27 protein-coding genes are annotated in these 26,992 nt (G+C 44.9%); 19 read left to right on the top strand and 8 right to left on the bottom strand.

From position 1 onward, the window contains the following. Window positions 1–142 precede the first annotated feature (142 nt). The 8 genes from sdhC to sucD all read left to right on the top strand — a co-directional run bounded on the left by sdhC (window position 143) and on the right by sucD (window position 9,761). Window positions 143–535 (top strand): succinate dehydrogenase cytochrome b556 subunit, encoded by a 393-nt coding sequence (sdhC, locus tag ACQEXS_RS03925; protein ID WP_427012902.1) that lies wholly within the window; start codon window positions 143–145, stop codon window positions 533–535. Then, a complete protein-coding gene (sdhD, locus tag ACQEXS_RS03920) occupies window positions 529–873 on the top strand; it encodes a succinate dehydrogenase, hydrophobic membrane anchor protein (RefSeq protein ID WP_367987050.1) in 345 nt (114 codons plus the stop codon). Before sdhC ends, sdhD begins: the two co-directional genes overlap by 7 nt. After that, entirely contained in the window at window positions 874–2,640 is a 1,767-nt protein-coding gene (gene sdhA, locus ACQEXS_RS03915) for a succinate dehydrogenase flavoprotein subunit (RefSeq protein WP_367987049.1), read from the top strand. Between the two features lie 15 nt (window positions 2,641–2,655). Then, window positions 2,656–3,366 (top strand): succinate dehydrogenase iron-sulfur subunit, encoded by a 711-nt coding sequence (locus ACQEXS_RS03910; protein WP_427012901.1) that lies wholly within the window; start codon window positions 2,656–2,658, stop codon window positions 3,364–3,366. Between the two features lie 92 nt (window positions 3,367–3,458). Next, window positions 3,459–6,284, top strand: a complete 2,826-nt coding sequence (gene sucA, locus ACQEXS_RS03905; RefSeq protein ID WP_367987047.1) for a 2-oxoglutarate dehydrogenase E1 component — start codon at window positions 3,459–3,461, stop codon at window positions 6,282–6,284. A gap of 28 nt (window positions 6,285–6,312) precedes the next feature. Next, window positions 6,313–7,521 carry a 2-oxoglutarate dehydrogenase complex dihydrolipoyllysine-residue succinyltransferase gene (gene odhB / locus ACQEXS_RS03900; RefSeq protein WP_367987046.1) on the top strand — a complete coding sequence of 403 codons (1,209 nt, stop codon included), beginning with the start codon at window positions 6,313–6,315 and terminating at the stop codon, window positions 7,519–7,521. A 201-nt stretch (window positions 7,522–7,722) separates the two neighbouring features. Continuing rightward, window positions 7,723–8,889 carry an ADP-forming succinate--CoA ligase subunit beta gene (gene sucC, locus ACQEXS_RS03895; protein ID WP_427012900.1) on the top strand — a complete coding sequence of 389 codons (1,167 nt, stop codon included), beginning with the start codon at window positions 7,723–7,725 and terminating at the stop codon, window positions 8,887–8,889. After that, on the top strand, window positions 8,889–9,761 hold the full coding sequence (gene sucD / locus ACQEXS_RS03890) for a succinate--CoA ligase subunit alpha (protein ID WP_005476019.1): 873 nt from the start codon (window positions 8,889–8,891) through the stop codon (window positions 9,759–9,761). Before sucC ends, sucD begins: the two co-directional genes overlap by 1 nt. 64 nt (window positions 9,762–9,825) lie before the next feature. On the opposite strand, the gene ACQEXS_RS03885 is transcribed toward sucD, so the two are convergent. Next, entirely contained in the window at window positions 9,826–10,110 is a 285-nt protein-coding gene (locus ACQEXS_RS03885) for a hypothetical protein (protein ID WP_427012899.1), read from the bottom strand. A gap of 741 nt (window positions 10,111–10,851) precedes the next feature. On the opposite strand from ACQEXS_RS03885, the gene ACQEXS_RS03880 reads away from it, so the two are divergent. Further along, the gene (locus ACQEXS_RS03880; protein ID WP_427012898.1) at window positions 10,852–11,370 is read left to right on the top strand and encodes a GNAT family N-acetyltransferase; all 519 of its coding nucleotides are present in this window, start codon (window positions 10,852–10,854) and stop codon (window positions 11,368–11,370) included. Here the strand turns inward: ACQEXS_RS03880 and ACQEXS_RS03875 are convergent. Then, window positions 11,318–11,617 (bottom strand): DUF3301 domain-containing protein, encoded by a 300-nt coding sequence (locus ACQEXS_RS03875; RefSeq protein ID WP_427012897.1) that lies wholly within the window; start codon window positions 11,615–11,617, stop codon window positions 11,318–11,320. The two genes, ACQEXS_RS03880 and ACQEXS_RS03875, sit on opposite strands and share 53 nt — an antisense overlap. 3 nt (window positions 11,618–11,620) lie before the next feature. Then, a complete protein-coding gene (locus ACQEXS_RS03870) occupies window positions 11,621–12,658 on the bottom strand; it encodes a DUF3549 family protein (RefSeq protein ID WP_427012896.1) in 1,038 nt (345 codons plus the stop codon). 74 nt (window positions 12,659–12,732) lie between these two features. On the opposite strand from ACQEXS_RS03870, the gene ACQEXS_RS03865 reads away from it, so the two are divergent. Continuing rightward, window positions 12,733–13,047 carry a YqcC family protein gene (locus tag ACQEXS_RS03865; RefSeq protein WP_427012895.1) on the top strand — a complete coding sequence of 105 codons (315 nt, stop codon included), beginning with the start codon at window positions 12,733–12,735 and terminating at the stop codon, window positions 13,045–13,047. After that, the gene (truC, locus tag ACQEXS_RS03860; RefSeq protein WP_427013106.1) at window positions 13,047–13,769 is read left to right on the top strand and encodes a tRNA pseudouridine(65) synthase TruC; all 723 of its coding nucleotides are present in this window, start codon (window positions 13,047–13,049) and stop codon (window positions 13,767–13,769) included. Before ACQEXS_RS03865 ends, truC begins: the two co-directional genes overlap by 1 nt. 40 nt (window positions 13,770–13,809) lie before the next feature. On the opposite strand, the gene dxs is transcribed toward truC, so the two are convergent. The 3 genes from dxs to xseB are packed head-to-tail and all read right to left on the bottom strand — an operon-like array spanning window position 13,810 to window position 16,844. Then, the gene (dxs, locus tag ACQEXS_RS03855; protein WP_427012894.1) at window positions 13,810–15,675 is read right to left on the bottom strand and encodes a 1-deoxy-D-xylulose-5-phosphate synthase; all 1,866 of its coding nucleotides are present in this window, start codon (window positions 15,673–15,675) and stop codon (window positions 13,810–13,812) included. Window positions 15,676–15,694: 19 nt separating this feature from the next. Further along, window positions 15,695–16,579 (bottom strand): (2E,6E)-farnesyl diphosphate synthase, encoded by an 885-nt coding sequence (gene ispA, locus ACQEXS_RS03850; protein WP_427013105.1) that lies wholly within the window; start codon window positions 16,577–16,579, stop codon window positions 15,695–15,697. A 22-nt stretch (window positions 16,580–16,601) separates the two neighbouring features. Further along, on the bottom strand, window positions 16,602–16,844 hold the full coding sequence (gene xseB, locus ACQEXS_RS03845; RefSeq protein WP_367987037.1) for an exodeoxyribonuclease VII small subunit: 243 nt from the start codon (window positions 16,842–16,844) through the stop codon (window positions 16,602–16,604). A 274-nt stretch (window positions 16,845–17,118) separates the two neighbouring features. Here xseB and pomA point away from each other — a divergent pair, with 274 nt between their 5' ends. From pomA to rlmM, 7 genes are all read left to right on the top strand, one after another. Then, complete coding sequence (gene pomA, locus ACQEXS_RS03840) at window positions 17,119–17,883, top strand: flagellar motor protein PomA (RefSeq protein ID WP_367987036.1); 765 nt, start codon at window positions 17,119–17,121, stop codon at window positions 17,881–17,883. Between the two features lie 9 nt (window positions 17,884–17,892). Further along, window positions 17,893–18,840: a flagellar motor protein MotB gene (locus ACQEXS_RS03835; RefSeq protein ID WP_367987035.1), complete on the top strand. Its 948-nt coding sequence runs from the start codon at window positions 17,893–17,895 to the stop codon at window positions 18,838–18,840. 147 nt (window positions 18,841–18,987) lie between these two features. Continuing rightward, window positions 18,988–20,436, top strand: coding sequence for a tRNA uracil 4-sulfurtransferase ThiI (thiI, locus tag ACQEXS_RS03830; RefSeq protein WP_427010064.1), 1,449 nt, complete (start codon window positions 18,988–18,990; stop codon window positions 20,434–20,436). A 387-nt stretch (window positions 20,437–20,823) separates the two neighbouring features. Next, the gene (locus ACQEXS_RS03825; protein ID WP_367987033.1) at window positions 20,824–21,732 is read left to right on the top strand and encodes a transcriptional regulator GcvA; all 909 of its coding nucleotides are present in this window, start codon (window positions 20,824–20,826) and stop codon (window positions 21,730–21,732) included. Then, the gene (locus ACQEXS_RS03820) at window positions 21,725–22,348 is read left to right on the top strand and encodes an alpha/beta family hydrolase (protein WP_427012893.1); all 624 of its coding nucleotides are present in this window, start codon (window positions 21,725–21,727) and stop codon (window positions 22,346–22,348) included. Before ACQEXS_RS03825 ends, ACQEXS_RS03820 begins: the two co-directional genes overlap by 8 nt. Next, window positions 22,338–22,736 carry a DUF423 domain-containing protein gene (locus ACQEXS_RS03815; RefSeq protein WP_427012892.1) on the top strand — a complete coding sequence of 133 codons (399 nt, stop codon included), beginning with the start codon at window positions 22,338–22,340 and terminating at the stop codon, window positions 22,734–22,736. Before ACQEXS_RS03820 ends, ACQEXS_RS03815 begins: the two co-directional genes overlap by 11 nt. Next, entirely contained in the window at window positions 22,733–23,824 is a 1,092-nt protein-coding gene (gene rlmM, locus ACQEXS_RS03810) for a 23S rRNA (cytidine(2498)-2'-O)-methyltransferase RlmM (protein ID WP_367987030.1), read from the top strand. Before ACQEXS_RS03815 ends, rlmM begins: the two co-directional genes overlap by 4 nt. A 64-nt stretch (window positions 23,825–23,888) precedes the next feature. Here the strand turns inward: rlmM and ACQEXS_RS03805 are convergent, their stop codons facing one another. After that, a complete protein-coding gene (locus ACQEXS_RS03805; RefSeq protein WP_427012891.1) occupies window positions 23,889–25,214 on the bottom strand; it encodes a Na+/H+ antiporter family protein in 1,326 nt (441 codons plus the stop codon). 24 nt (window positions 25,215–25,238) lie between these two features. Further along, on the bottom strand, window positions 25,239–25,889 hold the full coding sequence (gene rnt, locus ACQEXS_RS03800) for a ribonuclease T (RefSeq protein WP_367987028.1): 651 nt from the start codon (window positions 25,887–25,889) through the stop codon (window positions 25,239–25,241). Between the two features lie 188 nt (window positions 25,890–26,077). On the opposite strand from rnt, the gene motY reads away from it, so the two are divergent. After that, on the top strand, window positions 26,078–26,959 hold the full coding sequence (motY, locus tag ACQEXS_RS03795) for a flagellar protein MotY (RefSeq protein WP_367987027.1): 882 nt from the start codon (window positions 26,078–26,080) through the stop codon (window positions 26,957–26,959). Window positions 26,960–26,992 lie beyond the last annotated feature (33 nt).

The raw sequence follows: 26,992 nt of genomic DNA, 5'->3' as shown, positions 1-26,992 counted from the left end.
GGGGACGTTTCTTTCCTTGTTTGTTAACAAGTGTTTTACAATTAACCGGCCCGATTTGAGGGTTTTCTTGTTAAATAAATGTTAACTTTTGTAAGTTTGCAGCCAAATTTCGTTTATAACAATAAATGCTCAATGGAGCTGAGTGAGCAAGCCCGTGAAAGAAAGAAAGTCAAGACCTGTAAATCTAGATCTACAGACCATTCGCTTTCCTATCACTGCAATCGCATCAATATTACACCGGGTATCTGGTGTAATCACGTTTGTAGCGGTAGGTATTTTGTTATGGTTGCTGTCCATTTCTCTGTCATCCCCTGTTGGGTTCATGGAAGCCAGCGATATTGTCGATGGTTTTTTTGTGAAGCTAATTCTTTGGGGAATACTAACTGCTTTGGCCTATCATGTTGCGGGTGGTATTCGCCACTTGCTAATGGATCTCGGTCATTTTGAAGAACTTGAGTCAGGAGCATTGAGTGCAAAAGTGGCATTTGGTGCGACGGCAGTTTTATCGTTATTGGCGGGGATTATGGTATGGTAAAACACGTTTCCTCTTTTGGTCGTAATGGTGTGCATGATTTCCTATTGATCCGTGCAACAGCCATCATTATGACGTTATACACTATCTATTTAGTGAGCTTCTGTGCGTTCACTGATATCTCTTACGCATCTTGGACCCAATTCTTTGGTGGTACTTTTACTAAAGTATTTACCATGCTTGCTTTGGCTTCCGTTTTAATTCATGCCTGGATTGGCTTGTGGCAAGTGCTAACTGATTACATCAAGTGCACCAAGCTACGAGGTGCACTTCAATTAAGTGTGATAGCCGTGCTATTGGGTTATTTCTTCTCTGGTCTGTTTATTTTGTGGGGTGCGTAAGTGACTATTCCAGTTCGTGAATTTGATGCCGTGGTTATCGGCGCTGGTGGTGCAGGTATGCGCGCTGCACTACAAATATCAGAGCAAGGCTTATCTTGTGCTTTGCTATCTAAAGTTTTTCCAACTCGTTCTCATACTGTTTCTGCGCAGGGGGGTATCACCGTTGCGCTTGGTAACTCGCATCAGGACAATTGGCAATGGCACATGTACGACACCGTAAAAGGTTCGGACTACATTGGTGATCAAAATGCAATCGAGTACATGTGTAAAAACGGTCCTGAGTCTGTTATCGAACTCGAGAAAATGGGGCTTCCATTCTCTCGCTTTGATAACGGTACAATTTACCAACGTCCGTTTGGTGGTCAGTCAAAAGAGTTTGGTGGTGAGCAAGCGGCTCGTACAGCAGCTGCGGCAGACCGTACAGGTCACGCACTTCTTCATACGCTTTACCAACAAAACGTAAAACACAAAACAACCATTTTTTCTGAATGGTACGCACTAGATTTGGTGAAAAACCAAGATGGCGCGATCATGGGTTGTACTGCGATCTGTATGGAAACGGGCGAGATTTGTTACTTCAAATCAAAAGCAACCATTCTAGCAACAGGTGGTGCAGGTCGTATCTACGCGTCAACAACGAACGCGCACATCAATACTGGTGATGGTGTTGGTATGGCACTTCGTGCTGGCGTTCCAATGCAAGACATGGAAATGTGGCAGTTCCATCCAACGGGTATCGCTGGCGCAGGTGTTCTTGTTACAGAAGGTTGTCGTGGTGAAGGTGGTTACCTTCTAAATAAAGACGGCGAGCGCTTCATGGAACGTTATGCACCAAACGCGAAAGATCTTGCGGGGCGTGACGTAGTCGCGCGTTCAATGATGATTGAAATCCGTGAAGGTCGTGGTTGTGACGGTCCTTGGGGTCCGCACATCAAGCTGAAACTGGATCATCTAGGTAAAGACGTTCTTGAATCTCGTCTACCAGGTATCTGTGAGCTTTCACGTACATTCGCGCATGTGGATCCAGTGAAAGAGCCAATTCCAGTAATCCCAACCTGTCACTACATGATGGGCGGTGTTCCAACACAAGTTTCAGGTCAGGCAATCAAGCAGACTGCTGACGGCAATGACGTTGAAGTTCAAGGTTTATACGCATGTGGTGAAATCGCTTCAGTATCAGTACACGGTGCAAACCGACTGGGTGGTAACTCACTGCTTGACCTTGTGGTATTCGGTCGCGCGACAGGTTTACACCTTGGCGAAACATTGGCTGCACAAGCTGAAGCTCGCCCTGCGACAGAATCTGATATTGAAGCATCTCTAGCGCGTACTATGCGTTGGGAAAACAGCACTGGTGGTGAAGACCCAGTTCAAATCCGTAAAGATCTGCAATCTTGCATGCAAAATAGTTTCTCGGTGTTCCGTGAAGGCGATGCAATGGCAACAGGTCTAGAAGAGCTAAAAGTGATTCGTGAGCGTCTACAGGATGCACACCTTGCTGATAAGTCTTCTGAATTCAACACGCAACGCATTGAATGTCTAGAGTTAGATAACTTGATGGAAACTGCGTTCTCAACAGCAGTGGCGGCTAACTACCGTACTGAAAGCCGTGGTGCACATGCTCGCTTCGACTTCCCAGAGCGTGATGATGAAAACTGGCTATGCCACTCTATCTACAATCCGGAAACGGAAGCGATGACGAAGCGTGATGTAAACATGACGCCAGTGCATCGTGAAGCTTTCCCGCCGAAAGTACGTACTTACTAAAGGGAGGATATGACCATGAAATTGAACTTCTCTTTATATCGCTACAATCCGGATGTGGATACTAAACCTTACATGAAGGATTACATTCTTGACGTGGAAGAAGGCTCAGACATGATGGTTCTGGATGCGCTGATTCTACTAAAAGAGCAAGATCCGAGCATCGCGTTCCGTCGTTCCTGTCGTGAAGGCGTATGTGGTTCTGACGGTCTAAATATGAATGGTAAAAACGGCCTAGCGTGTATCACACCGCTATCTGCACTGCAGGGTGATAAGATTGTCATTCGCCCATTACCAGGTTTACCTGTGGTACGTGACCTCATCGTTGATATGACTCAGTTTTACGATAATTACGCGAAAGTAAAACCGTTCCTAATCGATGATGACAAATTGCCACCATCGCGAGAAAACCTGCAGACGCCAGATGAGCGTGCCCATTTAGATGGTTTATACGAATGTATCATGTGTGCGTGCTGCACCACATCGTGTCCTTCATTCTGGTGGAATCCTGATAAGTTTATTGGGCCTGCGGGCTTACTAGCTGCTTACCGATGGCTAATTGATAGTCGAGATACGGCTACGGATGAACGTTTGTCAGATTTAGACGATGCATTTAGCGTTTTTCGTTGCCATAGCATCATGAATTGTGTAAGTGTTTGTCCTAAGGGACTAAATCCGACGAAAGCTATTGGTCATATTAAGAGTATGCTGGTTAATCGTTCGATTTAATTTAATAAAACAAATTGCCGATCCAGAGGGTCGGCTCTTTATAGCTCGGCGTAGACCGACGCAAACGTGAAAACTACTGGTTAAGGGAAAATATGCACAACGGCGTGATGAAGGCATGGCTCGAGTCTTCACACTTGGCTGGCGCCAATGCAACCTACGTAGAAGAACTCTACGAACTGTATCTAAGTGACCCCGATCAGGTAAGTGAGGAGTGGAGACGTGTATTTGATGGTTTGCCTGTGCAAGCCTCTGAGGTGGTGGAACAGCCACATTCACGTGTCCGTGATTACTTCCGACGACTCGCTCAAGAAACAAAGCATTACAATGTCCAAGTTAGTGATCCTGATGTCGATGCTAAACAAGTAAAAGTTCTACAGCTTATCAATGCTTATCGTTTTCGTGGGCATCAAGCTGCAAACCTAGACCCTCTAGGTCTATGGAAAAGAGATGCGGTTCAAGATCTTGATCCTTCCTTCCATACTCTTACCGAAGACGACTTCCAAGAAACGTTTAACGTAGGTTCTTTTGCTATTGGTCAAGAGACCATGGTGCTTAAAGATCTCTACGATGCACTGAAGAAAACTTACTGTGGTTCTATCGGTGCTGAGTATATGCACATGACAAACACTGAGCAAAAGCGTTGGATTCAACAGCGTTTAGAATCAGTGGTAGGTCAGCCATCATTTAATGACGAAGAAAAGCGTGCATTCTTAGAAGAGCTTACAGCTGCTGAAGGCCTTGAGCGTTATTTAGGGGCTAAATTCCCTGGGGCTAAACGTTTCTCGTTAGAAGGTGGTGATGCCTTGATCCCAATGACGAAAGAGATTATTCGTCATGCTGGTGGTCAAGGGATGCGTGAAGTTGTGGTTGGTATGGCTCACCGCGGACGTTTGAACATGCTGGTCAACGTTCTTGGTAAAAAGCCTCAAGACCTGTTCGACGAGTTTGCTGGTAAGCATGATGAAACATGGGGAACGGGTGACGTTAAATATCACCAAGGTTTTTCTGCTGATTTTGCAACGCCAGGTGGCGATGTACATTTAGCGCTAGCCTTCAACCCATCCCACCTTGAAATTGTTAATCCAGTGGTTATTGGTTCAGTGCGTGCTCGTCAAGACCGCTTGAATGATAAGAATGGTGATGCTGTTCTTCCTATCACTATCCACGGTGACTCTGCCATTGCGGGTCAAGGTGTAGTTCAAGAAACATTCAACATGTCTCAGGCTCGCGGTTTCTGTGTCGGTGGTACAGTTCGAATCGTGGTGAATAACCAAGTTGGTTTCACGACATCTAATCCTCGTGATACGCGTTCAACCATGTACTGTACTGATATCGCTAAAATGGTACAGGCACCTATATTCCACGTGAATGCTGATGATCCTGAAGCAGTTGCTTTTGTTGCCCGCCTGGCTCTGGATTATCGCAATACTTTTAAGCGTGATGTTGTGATTGATCTAGTTTGTTATCGCCGCCATGGTCATAACGAAGCAGATGAGCCAAATGCAACTCAGCCTTTGATGTACCAGAAAATCAAAAAGCACCCAACGCCTCGCAAACTGTATGCAGATGTATTGATCGACCGTGGTGAGTTCGATATTGAAACGGCAACCCAGTTAGTTAATGAATACCGTGATGCATTAGATCATGGTGAAGTCGTTGTTAAGGAATGGCGTCCGATGGCATTGCACTCTGTTGATTGGTCACCTTATCTTGGACACGATTGGAACATCGATTGGGACAGTCAAGTTGATGCTGAACGCTTGAAAGAGTTAGGCAATAAGGTATGTCAGTTCCCTGAAAGTCATAAGCTTCAAAGTCGAGTGAATAAGCTGTACAACGATCGTTTATCTATGATGAATGGTGAGAAGCAGATCGATTGGGGTATGGCTGAAACGCTTGCTTATGCAACATTGGTTGATGATGGGAAGCGTATTCGAATTTCTGGGCAAGACTCAGGACGTGGCACATTCTTCCATCGTCACTCAGTTCTGCATAACCAAACAGATGCCAGCACATTTATTCCACTAGCGAATATTCATGACAAACAAGGGCCATTCCAAGTGTTTGACTCGGTATTGTCTGAGGAAGCCGTACTTGCATTTGAATACGGCTATGCGACGGCAGAGCCAAGTGGTTTAACGCTATGGGAAGCGCAGTTTGGTGATTTCGCTAACGGTGCCCAAGTTGTTATTGACCAATTTATCTCATCAGGTGAGCAAAAGTGGGCGCGTTTATGTGGTCTGACGATGTTACTGCCTCATGGTTATGAAGGTCAGGGGCCAGAGCACTCATCCGCTCGTCTTGAACGATACCTACAGTTATGTGCTGAGCAAAACATGCAAGTTGTTGTGCCATCAACACCTGCTCAGGTTTACCACATGCTGCGTCGTCAGGTCGTTCGTCCAATGCGACGTCCTTTGATTGTAATGTCTCCTAAATCATTGCTTCGTCATCCGTTGTGTACGTCTTCGATCGAAGAGCTCGCTAATGGTACGTTCCAGCCTGCTATTGGTGAAATTGACAATATTGCTCCAGAAAAAGTGAAACGTGTTGTTTTTTGTTCTGGCAAGGTCTACTTCGATCTACTTGAACAGCGCCGAAATAATGAGCAAGACGATGTTGCTATTGTACGTATCGAGCAACTGTATCCATTCCCACTTGAGGAAGTACAAGCCTCGATCGCCGAGTACAAAAATGTTGTCGATTTTGTATGGTGTCAGGAAGAGCCTCAGAACCAAGGAGCTTGGTACTGTAGTCAACATAATTTCCGTGCTGCGATTCCTACAGGAGCTGACCTTAAATATGCAGGACGACCTGCTTCAGCGTCCCCTGCGGTTGGTTATATGTCAGTACACTTGAAACAGCAAAAAGCGTTAGTTGAAGACGCTTTAAACGTGAATGCAAAAACTTCGGATTAAGAACTAGAAGTAAAAGGAAGAAACAGATATGACTATTGAAATTCTGGTTCCAGATTTACCTGAATCAGTGGCCGACGCAACTGTTGCAACATGGCACAAACAACCAGGCGACGCCGTTGAGCGTGATGAAGTTCTGGTTGATATTGAAACTGATAAAGTAGTGCTTGAAGTGCCAGCTCCTGAAGCCGGTGTTTTAGAAGCCATTATAGAAGAAGAAGGTGCAACTGTACTTTCTAAACAATTAATCGCTAAGCTTAAGCCTGGTGCTGTCGCTGGTGAGCCTACGACAGATACTACGGAAGAAACAGAAGCGTCTCCAGATAAGCGTCATAAAGCTGCGCTTACTGAAGAAAGCAACGATGCACTTAGCCCTGCCGTTCGTCGACTGCTTGCTGAACATAGCTTGGAAGCATCCCAAGTGAAAGGTACAGGTGTTGGTGGTCGTATTACTCGAGAAGACATTGACGCTCACCTAGCTAACGCGAAGGCTGCACCGAAAGCAGAAGCCTCTGCAGTGGTTGAAGCGCCAGCAGCAGCCCGTAGCCAAAAACGTGTACCAATGACGCGTCTACGTAAGACAGTGGCAAACCGTCTTCTAGAAGCTAAGAACAATACGGCGATGCTAACAACGTTTAACGAAGTGAATATGAAACCAATCATGGATCTTCGTAAGCAATATAAAGATCAGTTCGAAGAGCGTCACGGTACTCGTCTTGGTTTCATGTCTTTCTACGTAAAAGCAGTAACAGAAGCGCTGAAACGTTACCCAGAAGTGAACGCATCTATCGATGGTGATGACATTGTTTACCACAATTACTTCGATATCAGTATGGCGGTTTCTACGCCACGTGGTCTGGTCACTCCAGTTCTAAAAGATTGTGACACACTAGGTTTTGCTGACATCGAAAAAGGCATTAAAGAGTTAGCTATTAAAGGCCGTGACGGTAAGCTAACCGTTGATGAACTGATGGGTGGTAATTTCACTATCACAAATGGCGGGGTATTTGGCTCATTGATGTCGACGCCAATCATCAACCCACCACAATCGGCAATCTTGGGTATGCACAAAATCCAAGAGCGTCCAATGGCAGTTGATGGCAAAGTAGAAATTTTGCCAATGATGTACCTAGCACTCTCTTATGACCACCGTTTGATTGATGGTCGTGAGTCAGTAGGATTCCTTGTCACCATTAAGGAGCTACTGGAAGATCCAGCGCGTCTGCTATTAGACGTTTAATATCGCTAAAACGTCGAGTTATCTCTGATTGCTCGACGTTTTTTGCACCTAAGGCTAGACTTGCTCAGCGTCTGGCCTTCATTTGAGCCGTATAGGCACTCTGAATATATGGCTTACTTGAGAAGACCCTACAGACGCATCGTAAAAGCGGTGTTATGGAAATAATAAATCCCTTAAGGGAATAACAAACGGAATATCAAAATGAATTTGCATGAATATCAAGCCAAACAGCTGTTTGCAGAATTCGGTTTGCCAGTGCCGGAAGGCTACGCATGCGATACGCCTCAAGAAGCCTTTGAAGCGGCTGGTCGTATCAGCACTCAAAAGAAAGTAGTGAAATGTCAGGTCCATGCGGGTGGACGTGGTAAAGCGGGTGGCGTAGAGCTACACGATACTAAAGATGGCGTTAAAGAGTTTGCACAAAAGTGGCTAGGTAAAAACCTGGTAACTTACCAAACAGACACAAATGGTCAGCCTGTAACTAAAATCCTGGTTGAAGAAGCATCGAACATTGCTAACGAACTTTACCTAGGCGCAGTTGTTGACCGTGCAACTCGTAAAGTTGTATTCATGGCATCTACTGAAGGTGGTGTTGAAATCGAGAAAGTTGCAGAAGAGACTCCAGAGTTGATTCACAAAGCAGCTATCGATCCACTAGTAGGCCCTCAAGCTTACCAAGGCCGTGAGCTAGCATTCAAGCTAGGCCTTGAAGGCGACCAAATCAAACAATTTGTTAAGATCTTCATGGGTCTTGGCAACATGTTCTCTCAGTACGACCTGGCTCTACTAGAGATCAACCCTCTTGTAATCACTGGCGAAGGCAACCTGCTTTGTCTTGACGGTAAGATCAACATCGACTCTAACGCGATGTACCGTCAGCCTAAGCTACGTGAAATGCACGATCCTTCGCAAGAAGATGAGCGTGAAGCTCACGCAGCTCAGTGGGAACTGAACTACGTAGCACTAGACGGTAACGTTGGCTGTATGGTTAACGGTGCAGGTCTGGCAATGGGTACGATGGATATCGTAAACCTACACGGTGGCAAGCCAGCTAACTTCCTGGACGTAGGTGGCGGCGCAACGAAAGAGCGTGTAGCAGAAGCATTCAAGATCATCCTATCTGACGACAATGTAAAAGCAGTACTAGTAAACATCTTCGGCGGTATCGTGCGCTGTGACATGATCGCTGAAGGTATTATCGGTGCAGTTAAAGAGGTAGGCGTAAGCGTACCAGTAGTTGTTCGTCTAGAAGGTACTAACGCAGACCTAGGTCGCGAAGTTCTTGCTAATTCTGATGTTGATATCATTGCAGCTGAGTCGCTAACTGACGCAGCTAAGAAAGTTGTTGCTGCTGCGGAGGGCAAATAATGTCTGTACTAATTAATAAAGACACCAAAGTAATCTGTCAGGGTTTCACTGGTGGTCAAGGTACTTTCCACTCTGAGCAAGCTATCGCATACGGTACGCAAATGGTTGGTGGTGTTTCTCCGGGTAAAGGTGGTCAAACTCACCTAGGTCTACCTGTATTCAACACAGTACGTGAAGCTGTAGAAGCAACTGGCGCAACAGCAACCGTTATCTACGTACCAGCACCTTTCTGTAAAGATGCAATCCTAGAAGCAATTGATGCGGGTATCGAGCTAATCGTGACCATCACTGAAGGTATCCCTACAACCGATATGATCGACGTGAAAGTGAAGCTGGAAGAAACGGGCGTCCGCATGATTGGTCCTAACTGTCCGGGTCTAATCACTCCAGATGAGTGTAAGATTGGTATCATGCCTGGTCATATCCACAAGAAAGGTAAAGTGGGTATCGTATCTCGCAGCGGTACACTAACTTACGAAGCAGTTAAGCAGACTACAGACGAAGGTTTTGGTCAGTCTACTTGTGTAGGTATCGGTGGTGACCCAATCCCAGGTTCAAACTTTATCGACATCCTGAAGCTGTTCCAAGAAGATCCTGAAACTGAAGCAATTGTAATGATTGGTGAAATTGGTGGTACTGCAGAAGAAGAAGCTGCTGCGTTCATTAAAGAGAATGTCACTAAGCCAGTGGTTTCTTACATTGCAGGTGTAACAGCTCCTCCGGGTAAGCGTATGGGTCACGCAGGTGCAATCATCTCTGGTGGTAAAGGTACTGCGGAAGACAAGTTTGCAGCTCTAGAAGCGGCAGGCGTTAAGACTGTGAAGTCTCTAGCTGACATCGGTAAAGGTTTACGCGAAATCACGGGCTGGTAATTGAACCAATTTGGAAAAGGAAAGGCTTGGTTTACCAAGCCTTTTTTAATTGATCACATATAGTTTATTTATCCAGTTTGTTTTCTAATGCAATCAACCTCGATGTCAGATCCGCGACTTTCTTTTCAAGTTCTTCGATTCTGTTGTTTTCATTTGATTCAGCTACAGCAATTTCGACTTTAGGTACTCGATTAGCACTTTTCCATGTTTTGATCGCCGTAATAAGGGCTGGAATAGGCACATTGCTACTTAATCTTGCTTTGACCAAAGCTACAGTCGGTTCTTTTCCCTGATTTTGTAGTTGCTGCATTATCCCATGCAATTCTTCGGTTACATCTTTAGTTAACATCCTCTATTCCTGTGTCAAATCGGTGATACAACCATATTATAACCTTTCTATCGAGAAGAAATGCCTGCTTAGTGAGTTGGTTTGCATAATGTTATTAAAACACGAGTAGCCCAATAGCCTGATGCTTTGTGAGAGATCGCTTACTTGAATGTGAGAAGAGTCTTTTAAACGAAAGAGTTTTTATATTTAATCTGTCCTAACTTGTTGATCTTTTGGTGTTTTTTTGTTCTTTGGTTATGATTTTCTCTATTGATATAAGTGGAAGGATATTGTTGGGAAAAGCAATATTGGTACAGTAGAACCTGTTGGTTGGAAGCTGACATGGAAGGACAGGCAAAGGATAGTGTAGCCACGGCAGGAAACCGTGTTGATTTTTATTAGGAAGAAGTAAAGGACAATATTTCGCCACTATTTTAAAGGAATAGGTAGTGCTCTATACAGCAAAAGGTGTTAATGCTAGAGGGCGAGGGACACCGCTTGGGATGGCGTAGACATATACAGATCACTGTAATGTAGTAAGGAATATATGGAGTAAAATTAGCAGGATGCTATGTGATAAGCTACTAGCCCCATACTTCTATGTTGGGGCTTTTCTTTACCCAAGACTTGTTGGGTTATGAGAATAATTACAATTACATAAATAAACTCATACTCAGATCAATATATACAACAGTGAGTTGGTTTAACGTTTCGACCTTCACTTAGTCAGTCGATTTGATTTACAAAACCAAGGGTATGGTGATGACGATTGTAACTCGAAGAACGCTTTTAGTGCCTTATAGTGAGTCACTACAATCAGATTTTTTGATGCTTAACTGCTGCGCGAAAAATCGTGCGGAAATGAATGGACCTCATACCGTCGCCAGCGCAAAACAACTGTTTCAGCGTATTCTTAATGACCCAAGTATTTACGCGATGGCAGTGCTAGATATTCAAACTCGTGAATATATGGGGCATGTGTTTATATCAGAAATAGACAGTGCGCCAGAGCTTGGGTATCTCTTTGACAAAACCTATTGGGGAAAAGGGCTTGGTACTGAGGCTGTAAAAGCTTTCTTTTCAAGAGCATGTTGGGAACTGAACTTAGAAACAGTCAAAGCGACTGCAAATACTCATCATACTGCGTCGCTCTCAATCCTTAATAAACTGGGCTTTGTTTTGGTTGGTGAGCATGAAGACACATTTGGGCCTTTTTTTGAGTTTGTTTTCACATCCGATGTGGAGGCAGGTGAAAATTGCCAGCTTGAAAACCATACATAGTGAGCTCTCCGACGTAGCAATCGTCTCCAAGCGAAGAAAACTCAAATTGATATACTGTATGCCAACGCCAGATCCCGTCTGGCGTTTTTATTTTATGGGCTTTGAGAGCGATACTGATCATTTGCAGTTCAAGCTGTTCACATTTGCGGTTTACAATGTTTTTCGCAATTTCAGCCTGACGCCGTTGCTGCCAAAACATAAAACAAACCATCGATAGCGCTAATATAGCAAATAAATCAGTCATCATTGTTTACCCCTTAGTTGCTTGCTGGAGTTTAATTAGAGCTTGGGAAAGCTCTGGTGATGGACTGCTATGTAGCAAGGGTAGCAATACTAACCGTAACTGAGGCAACATCACTAAGTCGGCAAATAGCTGATTAAATAATGGCTGATTTCCTGTTTGTGCTAAGCGTAACAAGAATGTCTCAGCAAGAGCGCTGTCTGCCAGTAAATGCCAGCTTCTTCCTGCGATACCTATCAGCACTTCTTGATGGCTTAACCGAGGGGAGGCGAGTACCTGCTCTAGAATTGGCTGAGCTAAGCTCCTATCAGCACCCGATAAAGCGCGGACTAATGCTCCAAGTAAAAAAAGATCAGGGTCTGAGCTGGATATTTGCTGCTGTGCCATCTCAGCGATGCGTATGGCGAGCTTTTCCGGCAGCGGAGTATGTTCTAAAGCCCCAAGCAATGCATAGAGAGGCTCAGCTGGTAAATGAGGCAGTGCTTTACGAAGGTTTACACCGTTTTGCTCTTGTCCTAGGCGTGCACACATGTCGGTGACACCTTGCAATCCGACTGTTTGCCACTTCTCCCACCCTAAACCACCAGAAAAGTAGTGCTGTGCATGTTCGTAGTATTGGCTGCAGGGTAGAGCTAAGAGAGCGCGTACCTGACTATGAAATACCGCCATCTTGTCTTCGGCAGGTTTAAACGTATATGGGTTATTTGCGAGTTTTTGCTGTTGCTCTTCGGACATATTATCTTGTAAGCGACTTCCCATCGCTTCAACAACAAATTTGATGAAATTACCCACATCGGACTGCTTTAACAACCCTCTTTCATCCAGTTCAAATTTAAGAAACCATATCCACGGTTGGTTATGTTCATTCCAGTATGCAATGGCTAGATGCGCTTTACGCTGCATTGGATAAGGGTAGGGTTGTTGGCCTTGCTCAACCTTTTCAAAGACATGGCTGTCGATAGGACTGATGCGTCGTCCTAGATCGAAAATCTGGTACTGGCAGTGACTATTGATCAATAGCTGAGTAAGAGTATGAATCGTTTCCATGGAAGAATTGTCCTAACTTTCTTTCCCTTATAAATGGTACTCTATTGCTGATTTTCAAGGTCTTGAAGAAGATAATGAAGAAAGAACAACAAATATTAATGCTACTCAAGCAACTGCAAGTCTCTATGATGCAGTTAGATCTTTGGCAGGAGACTTCCCCTGTTCAAGGTGCGCTTGAAAGCACTGAACCTTTTGCTATTGATGTATTAGCACCTCATGAGTGGCTGCAGTGGATATTTATTCCCAAGATGGAGTCGATATTGCTTCACCGAGAGAAACTCCCTGCTGGTTTTAGAACGTCGCCTTATTTTGAAGAAAGCTGGAAAGATGAAACACACCTAGAGTCATTGATTGTGATTATTCGACAAATTGAAGAGGCATGTGCTTGATGTTAGAAATTGTCTATCAAGATGAATACTTTGTCGCCGTCAATAAGCCTGCTGGAATGTTAGTTCACCGAAGTTGGTTAGATAAGCATGAAACCCAATTTGTGATGCAGACACTGCGTGATCAGATTGGTCAGCATGTTTTTCCACTACACCGTTTAGATAGACCAACTTCCGGAGTGTTGATGTTTGCGCTTTCGAGTGAAGTTGCATCACAAGTGATGCCGATGTTTGCGAATCATGAAATGGAAAAGACCTATCATGCGATTGTACGCGGATGGATTGTTGGAGAAGGACGCTTAGATTACCCGCTAAAAATTGAGTTAGATAAGATAGCGGATAAACATGCAAGTCAGGAGAAAGAGGCCCAAGATGCGATTACTGATTATTGTCCTCTCGCTCAGGTAGAAATCCCCTATTCGACAGGAAAGTTTCCAACCACACGATATTGTTTGATGGAGTTAAAGCCTCTGACAGGACGAAAGCATCAGCTGAGACGTCATATGGCGCACTTACGTCATCCAATCGTTGGTGACACGACGCATGGTGATGGAAAACACAATAAGCTATTTCGAGAGGTTTATGACTCTCATCGCTTGTTGTTGCATGCATCGAAGTTGGTGTTTATTCATCCGTTTACTCAGCAAACAGTGGTGATTAAAGCGGGAGTTGATGATACTTGGAAAAAACTGTGTTCTGAGTTTAACTGGATTTTACCGCAATAAAAAAGCCCTCATCAGAGGGCTTTTTTACAATGATAAATCATCATTTTTCAAGGTAGCTGCGAATTGATTGTTCAATTCCCTTAGCATCCAATCCTAGTTCTTCATGAAGTTCTTCTTGAGTACCTTGAGCGATGAACTCATCGGGTAAACCAAGGTTCAAAACTGGTTTCAATAGTTTTTCTTTCATCATGAACTCAATCACGCCAGCACCGGCGCCGCCAGCGATGGCATTTTCTTCAAGAGTGATGAGAACATCATGCTCATTGGCCAACTGCTTAATTAATGCTTCATCAAGTGGTTTGACAAAACGCATATCTGCAACTGTTGCATTCAACGCTTCTGCCGCTTTAAGTGCGTTGTCTAAGAACGTGCCGAAACTTAGAATTGCGACTTTCTCTCCGTGACGAACGAGGCGACCTTTACCGATTTCAAGTGCAGTAAATTCTTTTTCGATCTCAGTGCCCCGGCCTGTACCGCGAGGGTAACGAACAGCAGAAGGCCCGGTATGCTTATGACCTGTATAGAGCATTTGACGACACTCATTTTCGTCACTTGGCGCCATGATCACCATATTAGGAATACAGCGCATAAAGCTAAGGTCGAAAGCCCCTTGGTGGGTTTGACCATCGGCGCCGACTAAACCTGCTCGATCAATCGCAAACATTACTGGCAAGTCCATGATAGCAACGTCATGAATCAACTGATCGTAGCCACGCTGTAGGAAGGTTGAATAGATGGCAACAATTGGGCTATCACCCGCAATAGCCATACCTGTTGCTAATGTTACAGCGTGCTGCTCTGCAATCGCCACATCGAAGTACTGATTCGGATACTCTTTCGAGAATCGAACCATGCCAGAGCCTTCACGCATTGCAGGTGTTATGGCCATAAGCTTGGGGTCTTGGGCCGCCATATCACAGAGGAAATCACCAAAAATCTTCGAGAAAGATGGCTTGCCACCGTTACTCTTAGGCAGTGAGTTATGGCTAGGGTCAAATTTAGGTACACCGTGATAACCAATAGGGTCTTTCTCGGCAGGTGCGTAGCCTTTACCTTTTTTGGTCATAATGTGTAAGAACTGCGGGCCTTTTAACTCACGCATATTGCGGAGTGTTTTGACCAGTTCAATGACATCATGACCATCCACTGGGCCAATGTAGTTAAAACCAAGCTCTTCGAAAAGAGTGCCTGGAACTACCATACCTTTTAAATGCTCTTCAGTACGACGCACCAGCTCTTTAATTGGAGGGATACCAGAAAGGACCTTTTTCCCACCTTCACGAATGGAGGTGTACAAACTGCCTGACAATACTTGTGCTAAGTGGTTATTGAGCGCGCCAACATTTTCTGAAATCGACATTTCGTTGTCATTTAGAACCACTAGCATGTCAGGATGAATATCCCCTGCGTGGTTCATTGCTTCAAAAGCCATACCAGCAGTGATGGCACCATCGCCAATAACACTTACTACTTTACGATTTTGGCCTTCTTTGTCTGCACTGATTGCCATTCCTAAAGCCGCACTAATTGAAGTGGATGAGTGACCGACAGATAAGGTGTCGTATTCACTTTCTTCTCTCCACGGGAAAGGGTGCAGCCCATTTTTTTGGCGAATGGTTGGCATTTGTTCGCGACGGCCAGTTAAGATCTTATGTGGGTATGCTTGGTGGCCCACATCCCAAATTAACTGATCAAAAGGGGTGTTGTAGACATAGTGAAGTGCTACCGTCAGCTCAACCGTGCCCAAGCCAGATGCTAGGTGACCACTAGACTGGCTAACTGAATTTAATAAGTATGTGCGTAGTTCCTCACACAGCTCCGGCAGCGTCTCTTTGGGTAAGCTGCGTAGCTCATCAGGTGTATTTGCCAGTGCCAGTGTTGGATACTTTGAAATATTAAGAGTCATATAGTTGCGCGCTTTTAGTTTAGTTCTTGCGCTCGATGACGTATCGGGCGAACTCTTCGAGTAACTCTGTATTGTATGGGATTGCTTCTAACGCTTGAAGTGCCTCTTGCAACAGAGTATGAGCTTTGTTTACTGCGCCTTCCAAGCCAAGTAAAGCTGGGTAGGTGCTTTTATTCAATTCTTGATCGGAACCTTGAGGCTTGCCTAAGGTCTCGGTGTCACTAATGATATCTAAAATGTCGTCTTGAACCTGAAACGCCAGACCAATTGCATCCGCAAATTGATCCAGTTGCGGCAATATGGCTTTGCCTTTTTCGCCAGCGGCCAATGCGCCAAGGCGAATGGCACATTTAATTAATGCACCTGTTTTGTTTCTGTGGATCTCTTCTAACTCAGCTATCGATATCGCTTTATTTTCTGCCGCTAAATCCAATGCTTGACCCATACACATACCTTGTGCGCCAGATGCCTCAGCTAAGACCTGCACCATACTAATTCGGTTGGTTTCAGCTTGTGGCGCAAGTTGGCCTTCGGCCAAAATGGTAAATGCCAGTGTTTGCAGCGCGTCGCCTGTCAGAATCGCCGTTGCTTCATCAAATTTTATGTGGCATGTCGGCTGACCTCTGCGCAGCGCATCATCGTCCATTGCAGGTAAGTCATCATGGATCAGCGAATAGGCATGAATGCATTCGACAGCAGATGCTGGCGTATCGAGATCTGAAAGCTCAATACCGAGCATTTCGCCAGTAATATAGACTAAGAAAGGACGTGCGCGTTTGCCTCCCAATAAAAGGCCATAACGCATTGCCTCAATTAAGGCTTGGTTCTGATGTGGAAGTTGAGTCAGCCAGTTTTCTAGCTGCTGATTATTTCTTTGTTGGTAAGAGGGTAGAGCCTCAAGCATAAAGCGATCTTCTTTGGTACGGTTATTCAGACTGAGAATCAAATTCACTCAATGGAGCATCATCGTTATCTTGCAACAAGATACTGACACGCTGCTCGGCATCACTCAGTTTGGTTTGACCAGCTCGGGCTAGAGCAATACCACGTTCGAATTTTTTCAAAGCGTCGTCTAAAGACAGGTCACCATTTTCAAGCTGATCAACCAGTGTGTCCAACTCGTCAATTGTGGCTTCAAAAGTCATATTTTCAGGTTTTTTGCTCGCCATAACTTATCTACGTTTCGAAAGATGCACGAAAGTTACCTTAGCAGGTAATGATGGTCAAATTTAACCGAGTAAAATTGTCAGAAAAATAGATTTTACACATGCATGTCCACAAAAGGAAAAAGGTCATCAACAGCGGCGTATTTATAGTCTAGTATGACAAATAAGCAGGCTAAGCCTAATTTGTGTGAGTGTGATACCAATAAAACATTAAAGATCTGAGCATGTTGCCGATATAATTTGGTAGAAGCTTTAAAGATAGCATGAGGAGTGCTTTGTGGATTTAGCAACGCTGATAGGACTCATTGGCGGCTTTGCTTTCGTGATCATGGCAATGATTTTAGGCGGAAGCATCATGATGTTCATCGACGTGACGTCGATTTTGATCGTTGTGGGCGGCTCAACTTTCGTTGTGTTAATGAAATTTACCATGGGGCAATTCTTTGGTGCCACGAAAATCGCTGGTAAAGCATTCATGTTTAAAGCCGATGAGCCAGAGGATTTGATAGCGAAAGTGGTTGAAATGGCTGATGCGGCACGTAAAGGCGGTTTCTTAGCTCTAGAAGAGATGGAAATCACTAACAGCTTCATGCAAAAAGGCATCGACTTATTAGTGGATGGTCATGATGCCGATGTCGTCCGTGCGGCATTGCAAAAAGATATCGCGTTAACTGATGAGCGTCACGAGCAAGGTGCTGGTGTATTTCGAGCGTTTGGTGACGTAGCGCCAGCCATGGGGATGATTGGTACTCTGGTGGGTCTGGTTGCGATGCTATCAAACATGGATGACCCCAAGGCCATTGGTCCTGCGATGGCAGTTGCACTTCTTACAACGCTCTATGGTGCGATTCTTTCCAACATGGTTTTCTTCCCAATCGCAGACAAACTTTCACTTCGTCGTGAGCAAGAAAAACTTAACCGTCGTTTGATCATGGATGGGGTGCTCGCGATTCAAGATGGTCAAAACCCTCGTGTTATTGATAGTTATCTGAAGAATTACCTCAATGAAGGTAAACGTGCGCTTGATGTAGATAACGAGTAAGGAAGCACAATGGATGATGATAACGAATGCAAATGTCCGCCACCCGGCCTTCCATTATGGATGGGAACATTTGCGGACCTGATGTCACTGCTGATGTGCTTCTTCGTACTTCTGCTTTCGTTTTCAGAAATGGACGTGCTGAAGTTCAAACAAATTGCAGGTTCAATGAAGTTTGCCTTTGGTGTACAAAACCGTTTAGAAGTGAAAGATATCCCTAAAGGGACCAGCATTATTGCGCAAGAATTTAGGCCTGGTCGGCCAGAGCCAACGCCTATCGATGTCATCATGCAGCAAACCATAGACATTACGCAGCAGACGCTTGAATTCCATGAAGGGGAATCGGATAGAGCAGGCGGAACTCAACGCGATCAAGGTAAGATGACGGGAGGCCAATCGCCCGAAACATCGACCAAGAACAATCAGAATTCCGAATCGGATCAGACTCAGCAACAATCTGAGGCGATGTCTGAAGAGATGGAAACCGTCATGGAAGCCATCAAAAAAGCGCTGGAACGTGAAATCGAACAAGGGGCGATTGAAGTCGAAAACCTTGGTCAACAAATTGTGATTCGGATTCGAGAGAAGGGGGCGTTCCCAGAAGGTTCGGCATTCTTGCAACCGAAATTCCGTCCTCTAGTTCGCCAAATTGCAGAGCTAGTCAAAGATGTTCCGGGCATTGTGCGGATCTCTGGCCACACTGATAACCAACGAGTCGATTCCGAGTTGTATCGTTCAAACTGGGATTTATCTGCACAGCGTGCAGTATCGGTTGCTCAAGAGATGGAAAAAGTACGCGGCTTTTCTCATCAACGTCTGCGAGTTCGCGGTATGGCAGATACGGCTCCTCTAGGGCCAAATGATACGGAAGCTCAACGCTCAAGAAACCGACGAGTGGAAATCAGTATTATGCAGGGTGAGCCTTTGTATAGTGATGAAGTGCCATCCACACCGCAATAAGCCAAACAAGAGGCGAGCTGAAAAGCTCGTCTTTTTTATGGTCATTTCATCATGTATAATCTTGCGCCCTTAGAGAGTGATGATCTTGTCATCACTACCGTAGATTGCGAACTAAACCGCGAAAGCTGCTAACTAGTGAAGTGAAGTATGAAATTTATCGTAAAGCCCCATCCAGAAATTTTTGTTAAAAGTGAATCTGTGCGTAAGCGCTTCACGAAGATCCTAGAATGCAACATTCGCAACATCATTCAGAGTCGCACTGAGTCGGTAGCGGTATTTAACCGTCGAGACCACATTGAAGTCACTTCTGAAAGTGATCAGTATTTCAATGAAGTACTTCAAGTACTTACTCATACTCCGGGTATTCATCATGTACTGGAAGTTCAGCAATCTGAATTCAAAGATTTGCACGACATCTACGAGCAAGTACTGGAACTGAATCGTCCAAACATTGAAAACAAAACGTTTGTGGTGCGTGCAAAACGTCGTGGTAAACATGATTTCACCTCCATTGAACTAGAGCGTTATGTCGGTGGTGGCCTTAACCAAGCGGTAGAGAGTGCCAAAGTTAAACTGCAAAACCCAGATGTCACCGTGAAGATTGAAGTGGCGGGTGAGAAGTTAAACCAAATCATTGCTCGCCATAAAGGATTAGGTGGTTTCCCTCTTGGAACTCAAGAAGACGTATTGAGCCTGATCTCCGGTGGTTTTGACTCTGGCGTATCAAGCTACTTACACATCAAACGTGGCTCAAAGGTTCATTACTGCTTCTTTAACCTTGGTGGTCCAGCGCATGAGATTGGTGTAAAGCAAGTCTCTCACTACCTATGGAACAAGTATGGTTCTTCCGCGAAAGTTCGCTTTATCTCGGTTGACTTTGAACCTGTTGTGGCTGAGATCTTAGAGAAAGTCGATGACGGTCAGATGGGTGTTGTCTTAAAACGCATGTTCATGCGCGCCGCAGGCATGATTGCTGAGAAGTTTGGTATTCAGGCTTTGGTGACGGGTGAAGCGTTAGGTCAGGTTTCTAGCCAAACGTTGACCAACTTACGTCATATTGATGGTGTGACTGACTCACTTATCCTTCGTCCTCTTATCAACTGGGACAAAGAAGACATTATTAACTTAGCTCGCCAAATTGGTACTGAAGACTTCGCGAAAACAATGCCTGAGTATTGCGGTGTGATTTCAAAGAAGCCAACAGTGAAAGCCGTGAAGGCGAAACTCGAAGCGGAAGAAGAGAAGTTTGACTTCGATATTCTAGAACAAGTTGTTCGTGATGCTCGCCAAATGGACATTCGTGACATTGCGAAAGAGTCTGAGCAAGCGGCGCCAGAAGTCGAGCAAGTGAAAGCGGTTGAAGAGCATGCAATTGTTTTAGATATTCGCAGCCCTGAAGAAGAAGACGACAATCCATTAGAAATTGATGGTGTGGAAGTGAAGCACCTTCCATTTTACAAGCTCGGTACCCAGTTTGGTGATTTAGACCAGTCTAAAACGTACTTGTTGTACTGTGACCGAGGTGTGATGAGCCGCCTACAAGCATTGTATTTGCAAGAGCAAGGTTTTAATAACGTTAAGGTATATCGCCCTTAATTATCTTTGCTTATGAGAGTATAGAAGCGCAAATCGTGAAAGCGGTTTGCGTTTTTTTGTATCTGAAAGGTGGGGTAGCACTGAGTAGACATAAAAAAACACCGCCAAAGAGGCGGTGCTAAAAATTTGACAGACAGGTCAAAATAAATACAGGAAGTATATGTTCTATTTCGGTGTGAAACAGAACGGTGGTAGAAACCTACCTAACTCGAAATTCGAGTTTGCAAACACAACATCGCAACAACAAAGCCAATTGATTCTAAATAAGAATCAAGCCGTTCAGGCTTGCGTTGCGGGATGAAATATAGAATTTCTCTGGTCGAGAGGCAACGGACAATTTATAATGTTTCAGATTAAAAAAACTAATCTTTAACGTTGAGAGCTAGCATGTCCAGAAGATTGCCTCCCCTAAACTCGTTAAAAGTTTTTGAAGCGGCTGCACGTCACTTAAGTTTTACCCGCGCCGCTGAAGAACTCTTTGTTACTCAAGCCGCTGTCAGCCACCAAATTAAAGCTCTAGAGGAGTTTTTGGGGCTGAAACTTTTTCGTCGTCGCAACCGTTCTTTATTGCTCACAGAAGAGGGGCAAAGTTACTTTCTTGATATAAAAGACATCTTTACCTCGCTTTCTGAAGCGACGGATAAAGTGCTGGAACGCAGTGAGAAAGGGGCTTTAACCATTAGTCTGCCACCGAGCTTTGCCATTCAGTGGTTGGTTCCTAGGTTATCTGACTTCAACCAACAAGAGCCGGATATTGATGTTCGTATCAAAGCGGTGGATATGGATGAAGGTTCACTGACTGATGATGTCGATGTCGCGATCTATTACGGCCGTGGAAATTGGCCGGGTTTACGTGCAGATAAACTCTATCAAGAATATTTAATTCCACTGTGTTCACCGTCACTATTGCTTGGGCCTAAACCATTAGAATCACTAACCGATTTGAAACAGCATACGTTACTTCATGACACATCTAGAAAGGATTGGAAACAATTTTCTAAGCAGCATGGTCTTGATGGCGTTAACGTTAACCATGGTCCTATCTTCAGTCACTCAACCATGGTGCTTCAAGCGGCAGCTCATGGACAAGGGGTTGCGCTCGGGAATAACGTGCTGGCGCAGCCAGAGCTAGAAGCCGGGCGTCTCATTGCTCCGTTTGATGAGCTGCTTGTTTCAAAAAATGCCTTTTACGTTGTGTGTCATGAAAAGCAGGCAGACATGGGACGGATTGCAACGTTCCGAGATTGGATGTTAGCGAAGGCACAAAGTGAGCAAGAGGATCTATTAGATGAGTGATGTGATTGTTCAAGGTGATAGTGAGCATCCACTATTTATTTTTGCTCATGGGGCTGGCGCCGGCATGGAGCATGCGTTTATGGAGCAAGTAGCAACGGGGTTAGTTAATACTGGCATTCAAGTTATTCGGTTTAATTTTCCTTATATGGTTAAACGAACTGAGGACGGCAAGAAGCGTCCACCGGATCGCGCCCCAAAACTACTCGAGGCTTTTCAGGACGTCATCGCGAAATATGCGACCAAACCAGTGGTTATTGGTGGAAAATCGATGGGTGGAAGAATGGCAAGCTTATTAGCACAGGAGGAGAATGTCGCTGCGGTCGCCTGTTTAGGGTTCCCATTTCACCCACCGGGAAAACCGGAGAAGTACAAAGCCGAACACCTTGCAACGTTGGAAAAACCTTGTTTGATCTTGCAGGGTGAGCGTGACACCTTTGGTAAAAAAGAAGAGTTTGTCGATTTTGAGCTTTCCCCAAAGGTTCAGGTTCATTTTCTGCCAGATGGGGACCATAGTTTTAAACCTCGGAAACGTTCAGGTTATACCGAGGCTGAAAATATCGAACAAACAATCGCACAACTGAGTCAATTTATTAAAGAGGCTTATCATGAAGCATAAGTACTTACTGGCTTTTGGCGGAATCTTGATGGGAGTTGCAGTAGCGCTGGGTGCATTTTCAGCCCATGGTTTAAAGCAACAGGTTTCTGCATATCTATTGGATGTCTTTCAAACTGGAGTGCAGTATCAATTGATTCACGCATTGGCGATTTTATTGTGTGGGGTGTTGCTTAGCCTTCCAATTTCCGTAAAAGCGCAAAAATATTTTTTCATCGCATCAATTTGCTTTATCATCGGCATCTTTTGTTTTAGTGGCAGCCTCTACGCATTGACTCTGACTGGAATAAAGTGGTTTGGGCCAATCACACCATTTGGTGGACTAACGTTTATGTTAGGGTGGGGGATGTTCGTATTCGCAGCACTGCAGATAAAAGAGGTTAGCAAGTGAAACAAGTAATGCTTTATTGCCGTTCGGGCTTTGAAAAAGAGTGTGCGGGAGAGATCCAAGATCGCGCCACCGAACTGGAAGTTTATGGTTTCCCACGCCTTAAAAAGAATTCTGGTTATGTGCTGTTTGAATGTTACCAAGCGGGTGATGCAGAAAAACTGGTCAAAAAACTGGACTTCCAATCATTGATTTTTGCACGTCAAATGTTTGCAGTAGCCGTTGAATTCGAAGAGTTGCCACGTGAAGACCGTATTTCCCCAATTCTGCAGGAATTGAGTGATATTGAAGCTTTCCCTCGTTGTGGTGACATCCGGATTGAAACCCCGGACACGAATGAAGCAAAAGAGTTATTGAAGTTTTGTCGCAAGTTTACCGTGCCTATGCGTCAGGCGCTGCGTGGCAAGGGGATTTTGCTCAATAAAGAGAATCCAAAAAAGCCGGTTCTGCATATCTGTTTTGTGGCTCCTGGTCACTGCTTTATTGGCTACTCGGTATCGGGTAACAACTCTCAGTTCTTTATGGGGATCCCCCGTCTTAAGTTCCCAACCGATGCGCCAAGCCGCTCGACATTAAAGTTAGAAGAAGCGTTTCATGTATTTATTCCGCGTGAAGAGTGGGATGAACGTTTGGCGTCTGGTATGTGGGGCGTGGATTTAGGTGCTTGCCCAGGTGGCTGGACTTACCAATTGGTGAAGCGTTCAATGTTTGTTCACTCTGTGGACAATGGCATGATGGCGGATAGCCTGATGGAGACAGGGCAAGTTAAACACCACCAAGAAGATGGGTTTAAGTTTGAGCCAGCACGTAAGAACGTTACATGGCTAGTCTGCGATATGATAGAAAAGCCGTCTCGTGTTGCTCAGTTAATGGGGGAGTGGATCATCCGGGGTTGGGCAAAAGAAACCATCTTCAACCTGAAATTGCCGATGAAAGGCCGTTACGATGAAGTTCTGGAAGATATTGAAAACCTTAAGATCTTCCTAAAAGAAAACGGGGTGAAGTTTAAGCTGCAAGCAAAGCATCTTTACCACGACCGCGAAGAGATCACGGTACATATCCAAAGCCTATCAAATATCTCACCGCACTAATCAAACAAAACGAGCCCCAATTCAGGGGCTCGTTTTTTATAGCTATCTTTTGTTTCTTTTGGCTTTAGAGCACCATCGCTGCAATCCAGCCGAAGACAATTAAAGGAATGTTGTAGTGAACAAAGGTCGGAACCACCGTTTCCCATATGTGTTCATGTTGACCATCGGCATTTAGGCCAGATGTTGGACCTAATGTAGAGTCAGATGCCGGTGAGCCTGCATCACCCAATGCCGCTGCGGTACCCACCAAAGCGATGGTTGCCATCGGTGAAAAACCAAATGCAGCAGCCAGAGGGACATAAATTGTCGCGATAATTGGGATGGTTGAGAATGATGAACCAATGCCCATGGTGACTAAAAGACCGACAACCAGCATCAATAGAGCAGCCAGCGGTTTGTTATCGCCAATGCTGGTGGATAGGGATTGCACTAAGGTTTCAACGCCTCCCGTGGCTTTCATGACAGCAGCGAAACCAGCTGCAGAGATCATGATAAAGCCAATCATTGCCATCATGTGAACGCCTTTAGTAAACACATCATGGGTTTCTTTCCATGCGATCACACCACCAAAGGTAAATACCATAAAGCCAGCTAATGCACCGATGATCATTGAGCCGGTAAAGAGCTGTACAGCAAGTGCTGCGATAATACCGGCAACGGCAACCATAATGTTCTTTTTACACACGGTCTGAGGTGACTCTTCCACATGAGTGAGTTCGGTTTCAGGGTACTCACGTGGTTTTCTATAGCTGAAGAAGATAGCGGTCAAGAGGCCAAAAATCATCCCAGCAGCAGGCAGCAACATGGCTGTTGGTACTTGGCTCGCCACCACATTGTCTAAACCGTTGTCGTGCAGGTTTTTTAGCAAGATATTGTTAAGGAAGATCCCACCAAAACCAATTGGTAGAATCATATAAGGGGTGATCAAGCCAAAAGTCAGAACACAGGCGACCATACGGCGATCAAGTTTTAGTCGGGCAAAAACGCTCAGTAAAGGTGGAATTAAGATGGGGATGAAGGCGATATGAACCGGAATAACGTTTTGTGATGACATAGTAACGGCAATTAGAGCCACCAAAACGCCATATTTTAGTCCGGTTGTGGCGGCACCATCTTCTTTACCGTTTAAACGCTTGATCACGCTGCGGGCTAAGATGTCGGTAATGCCAGATTTCGAAATTGCCACCGCAAAAGTACCAAGCATGGCGTAGCTTAGCGCAATGGTCGCACCGCCACCTAAACCACTTTCAAATGCCGAGACCGCTTCTTTGAGAACCATACCGGAAACCACGCCTCCAACGATGGCACTGAATGTCAGAGCGACAACGACATTCACCCGCATCAAGGCGAGGATCAGCATGATACATACTGAAATAACTACAGGATTCATATTTAACTCGTATTGTTGTGTTTGTTATTTTTCTTCAGCATCAATCAATGGCCAGCCACCGAGAGCTTTCCATTTGTTAACGATGCCGCAGAATAGCTCTGCTGTTTTTTGTGTGTCATAGAGTGCAGAGTGGGCTTCTTTGTTGTCAAAATCCATCCCGGCAGTTTTACAGGCTTTAGCTAATACGGTTTGGCCATAGGCTAGACCTGCAAGCGTTGCGGTATCAAACGTAGCGAAGGGATGGAAAGGGACTCGTTTTAATTTGCAGCGCTCAGTCGCAGCGGTAACAAAACTATGATCGAAGGTGGCGTTGTGCGCCACGATAATGGCACGGCTGCAATCGACCGATTTTTGCTCTTTGCGGATCTGTTTAAAGATTTCTTTTAGTGCTTCGGCTTCGCTAACTGCGCCCCGTAATGGGCTGAAAGGGTCGCGGATGCCATTAAATTCAAGCGCTTCTTTTTCAAGGTTTGCGCCTTCGAATGGCTCGACATGAAAATGCATAGTGGTGGCTGGATGCAAATCACCATTTTCATCCATTTTTAAAGTGATGGCACATATTTCTAGAAGTGCGTCAGTTTTTGCATTAAATCCAGCGGTTTCTACGTCGATAACCACCGGGAAATAGCCACGAAAACGTTTTTTTAACGTCAATGCTTCGTTTTCTACAGTCATGTCGTTCTACAATTGTGTGATGAAGCTGGCATTATTGCAGATTCTTGTTGTAAGAAAAACCAGCGAGCTGAATAAAAAGCGGTGAACATGACACCTAGGGTGGCGAGCTTTTTGCATTATTTAGTGAGAATAAATACGGATGGCAATGTGTTGCCTCCTCAAGCTGTACCTATTGAGATAACGTCACTATGAAAAAGCTGTTAGCAATCAGTCTTCTGTTTTCCTGTTCTATTGCGTCATATGCCTCTAATGCAATAGAAAAGCGCTATGTTGCTAAACCGCAGCAGTCGACTTGGCAAATGGTGTCCAATACGCCGCTTGAATGCCGCTTAGTGCACCCGATCCCTAATTTTGGCGATGCGGTTTTTTCGTCTCATGCGAGCAAAAAAATTAACCTCGATTTCGAATTGAAAATGAAGCGTCCGATGGGGGAAACCCGTGATGTGAATTTGGTCTCTATGCCGCCAGTGTGGCGCCCTGGCGATGGTGCTGAGCGCATTACCAATTTACGTTTTTTCAAGCAGTTTGACGGTTACGTCGGTGGGCAAACCGCTTGGAGCTTATTGGATGAACTCGAAAAGGGGCGCTATCCAACGTTTAGTTATCAAGAGTGGCAAAGCCGCGATCAACGAGTGGAAGTGGCGCTGTCTTCAGTACTTTTCCAGCAGCAATACAACGTTTTTAGTAGCTGTATTGCTAATTTATTGCCTTACAGTTTTGAAGATATATCGTTCACTATTCTTCATTACGACCGTACGAGTGTTGATCTTAACAAAGCGTCACAAAAGCGCTTAGCTCAGATCGCAGAGTACATTCGTTATAACCAAGATATTGATCTGGTGTTGGTTTCGACCTATACCGATGCAGAGGACAGTAAAAGTGCCAGTCAAAATCTATCTGAGCGCCGTGCTGAAGTGTTAAGAAACTACTTTAAGTCTCTGGGGTTGCCGGAAGATAGGATTCAGGTTCAAGGCTATGGCAAACGTCGACCTATTGATGACAATGCTTCTCCAATCGGTAAAGACCGAAATCGACGTGTGGTAATATCTCTGGGTCGGACACAAGTCTAATGAACAAAAAAAGCCAGCATCAGCTGGCTTTTT

The organism is Vibrio sp. TRT 17S01 (assembly GCF_050113695.1).
GTDB lineage: Bacteria > Pseudomonadota > Gammaproteobacteria > Enterobacterales > Vibrionaceae > Vibrio.
Note: the sequence above shows the minus strand (reverse complement) of the source record. Positions and strands in the feature narration are given on the sequence as shown.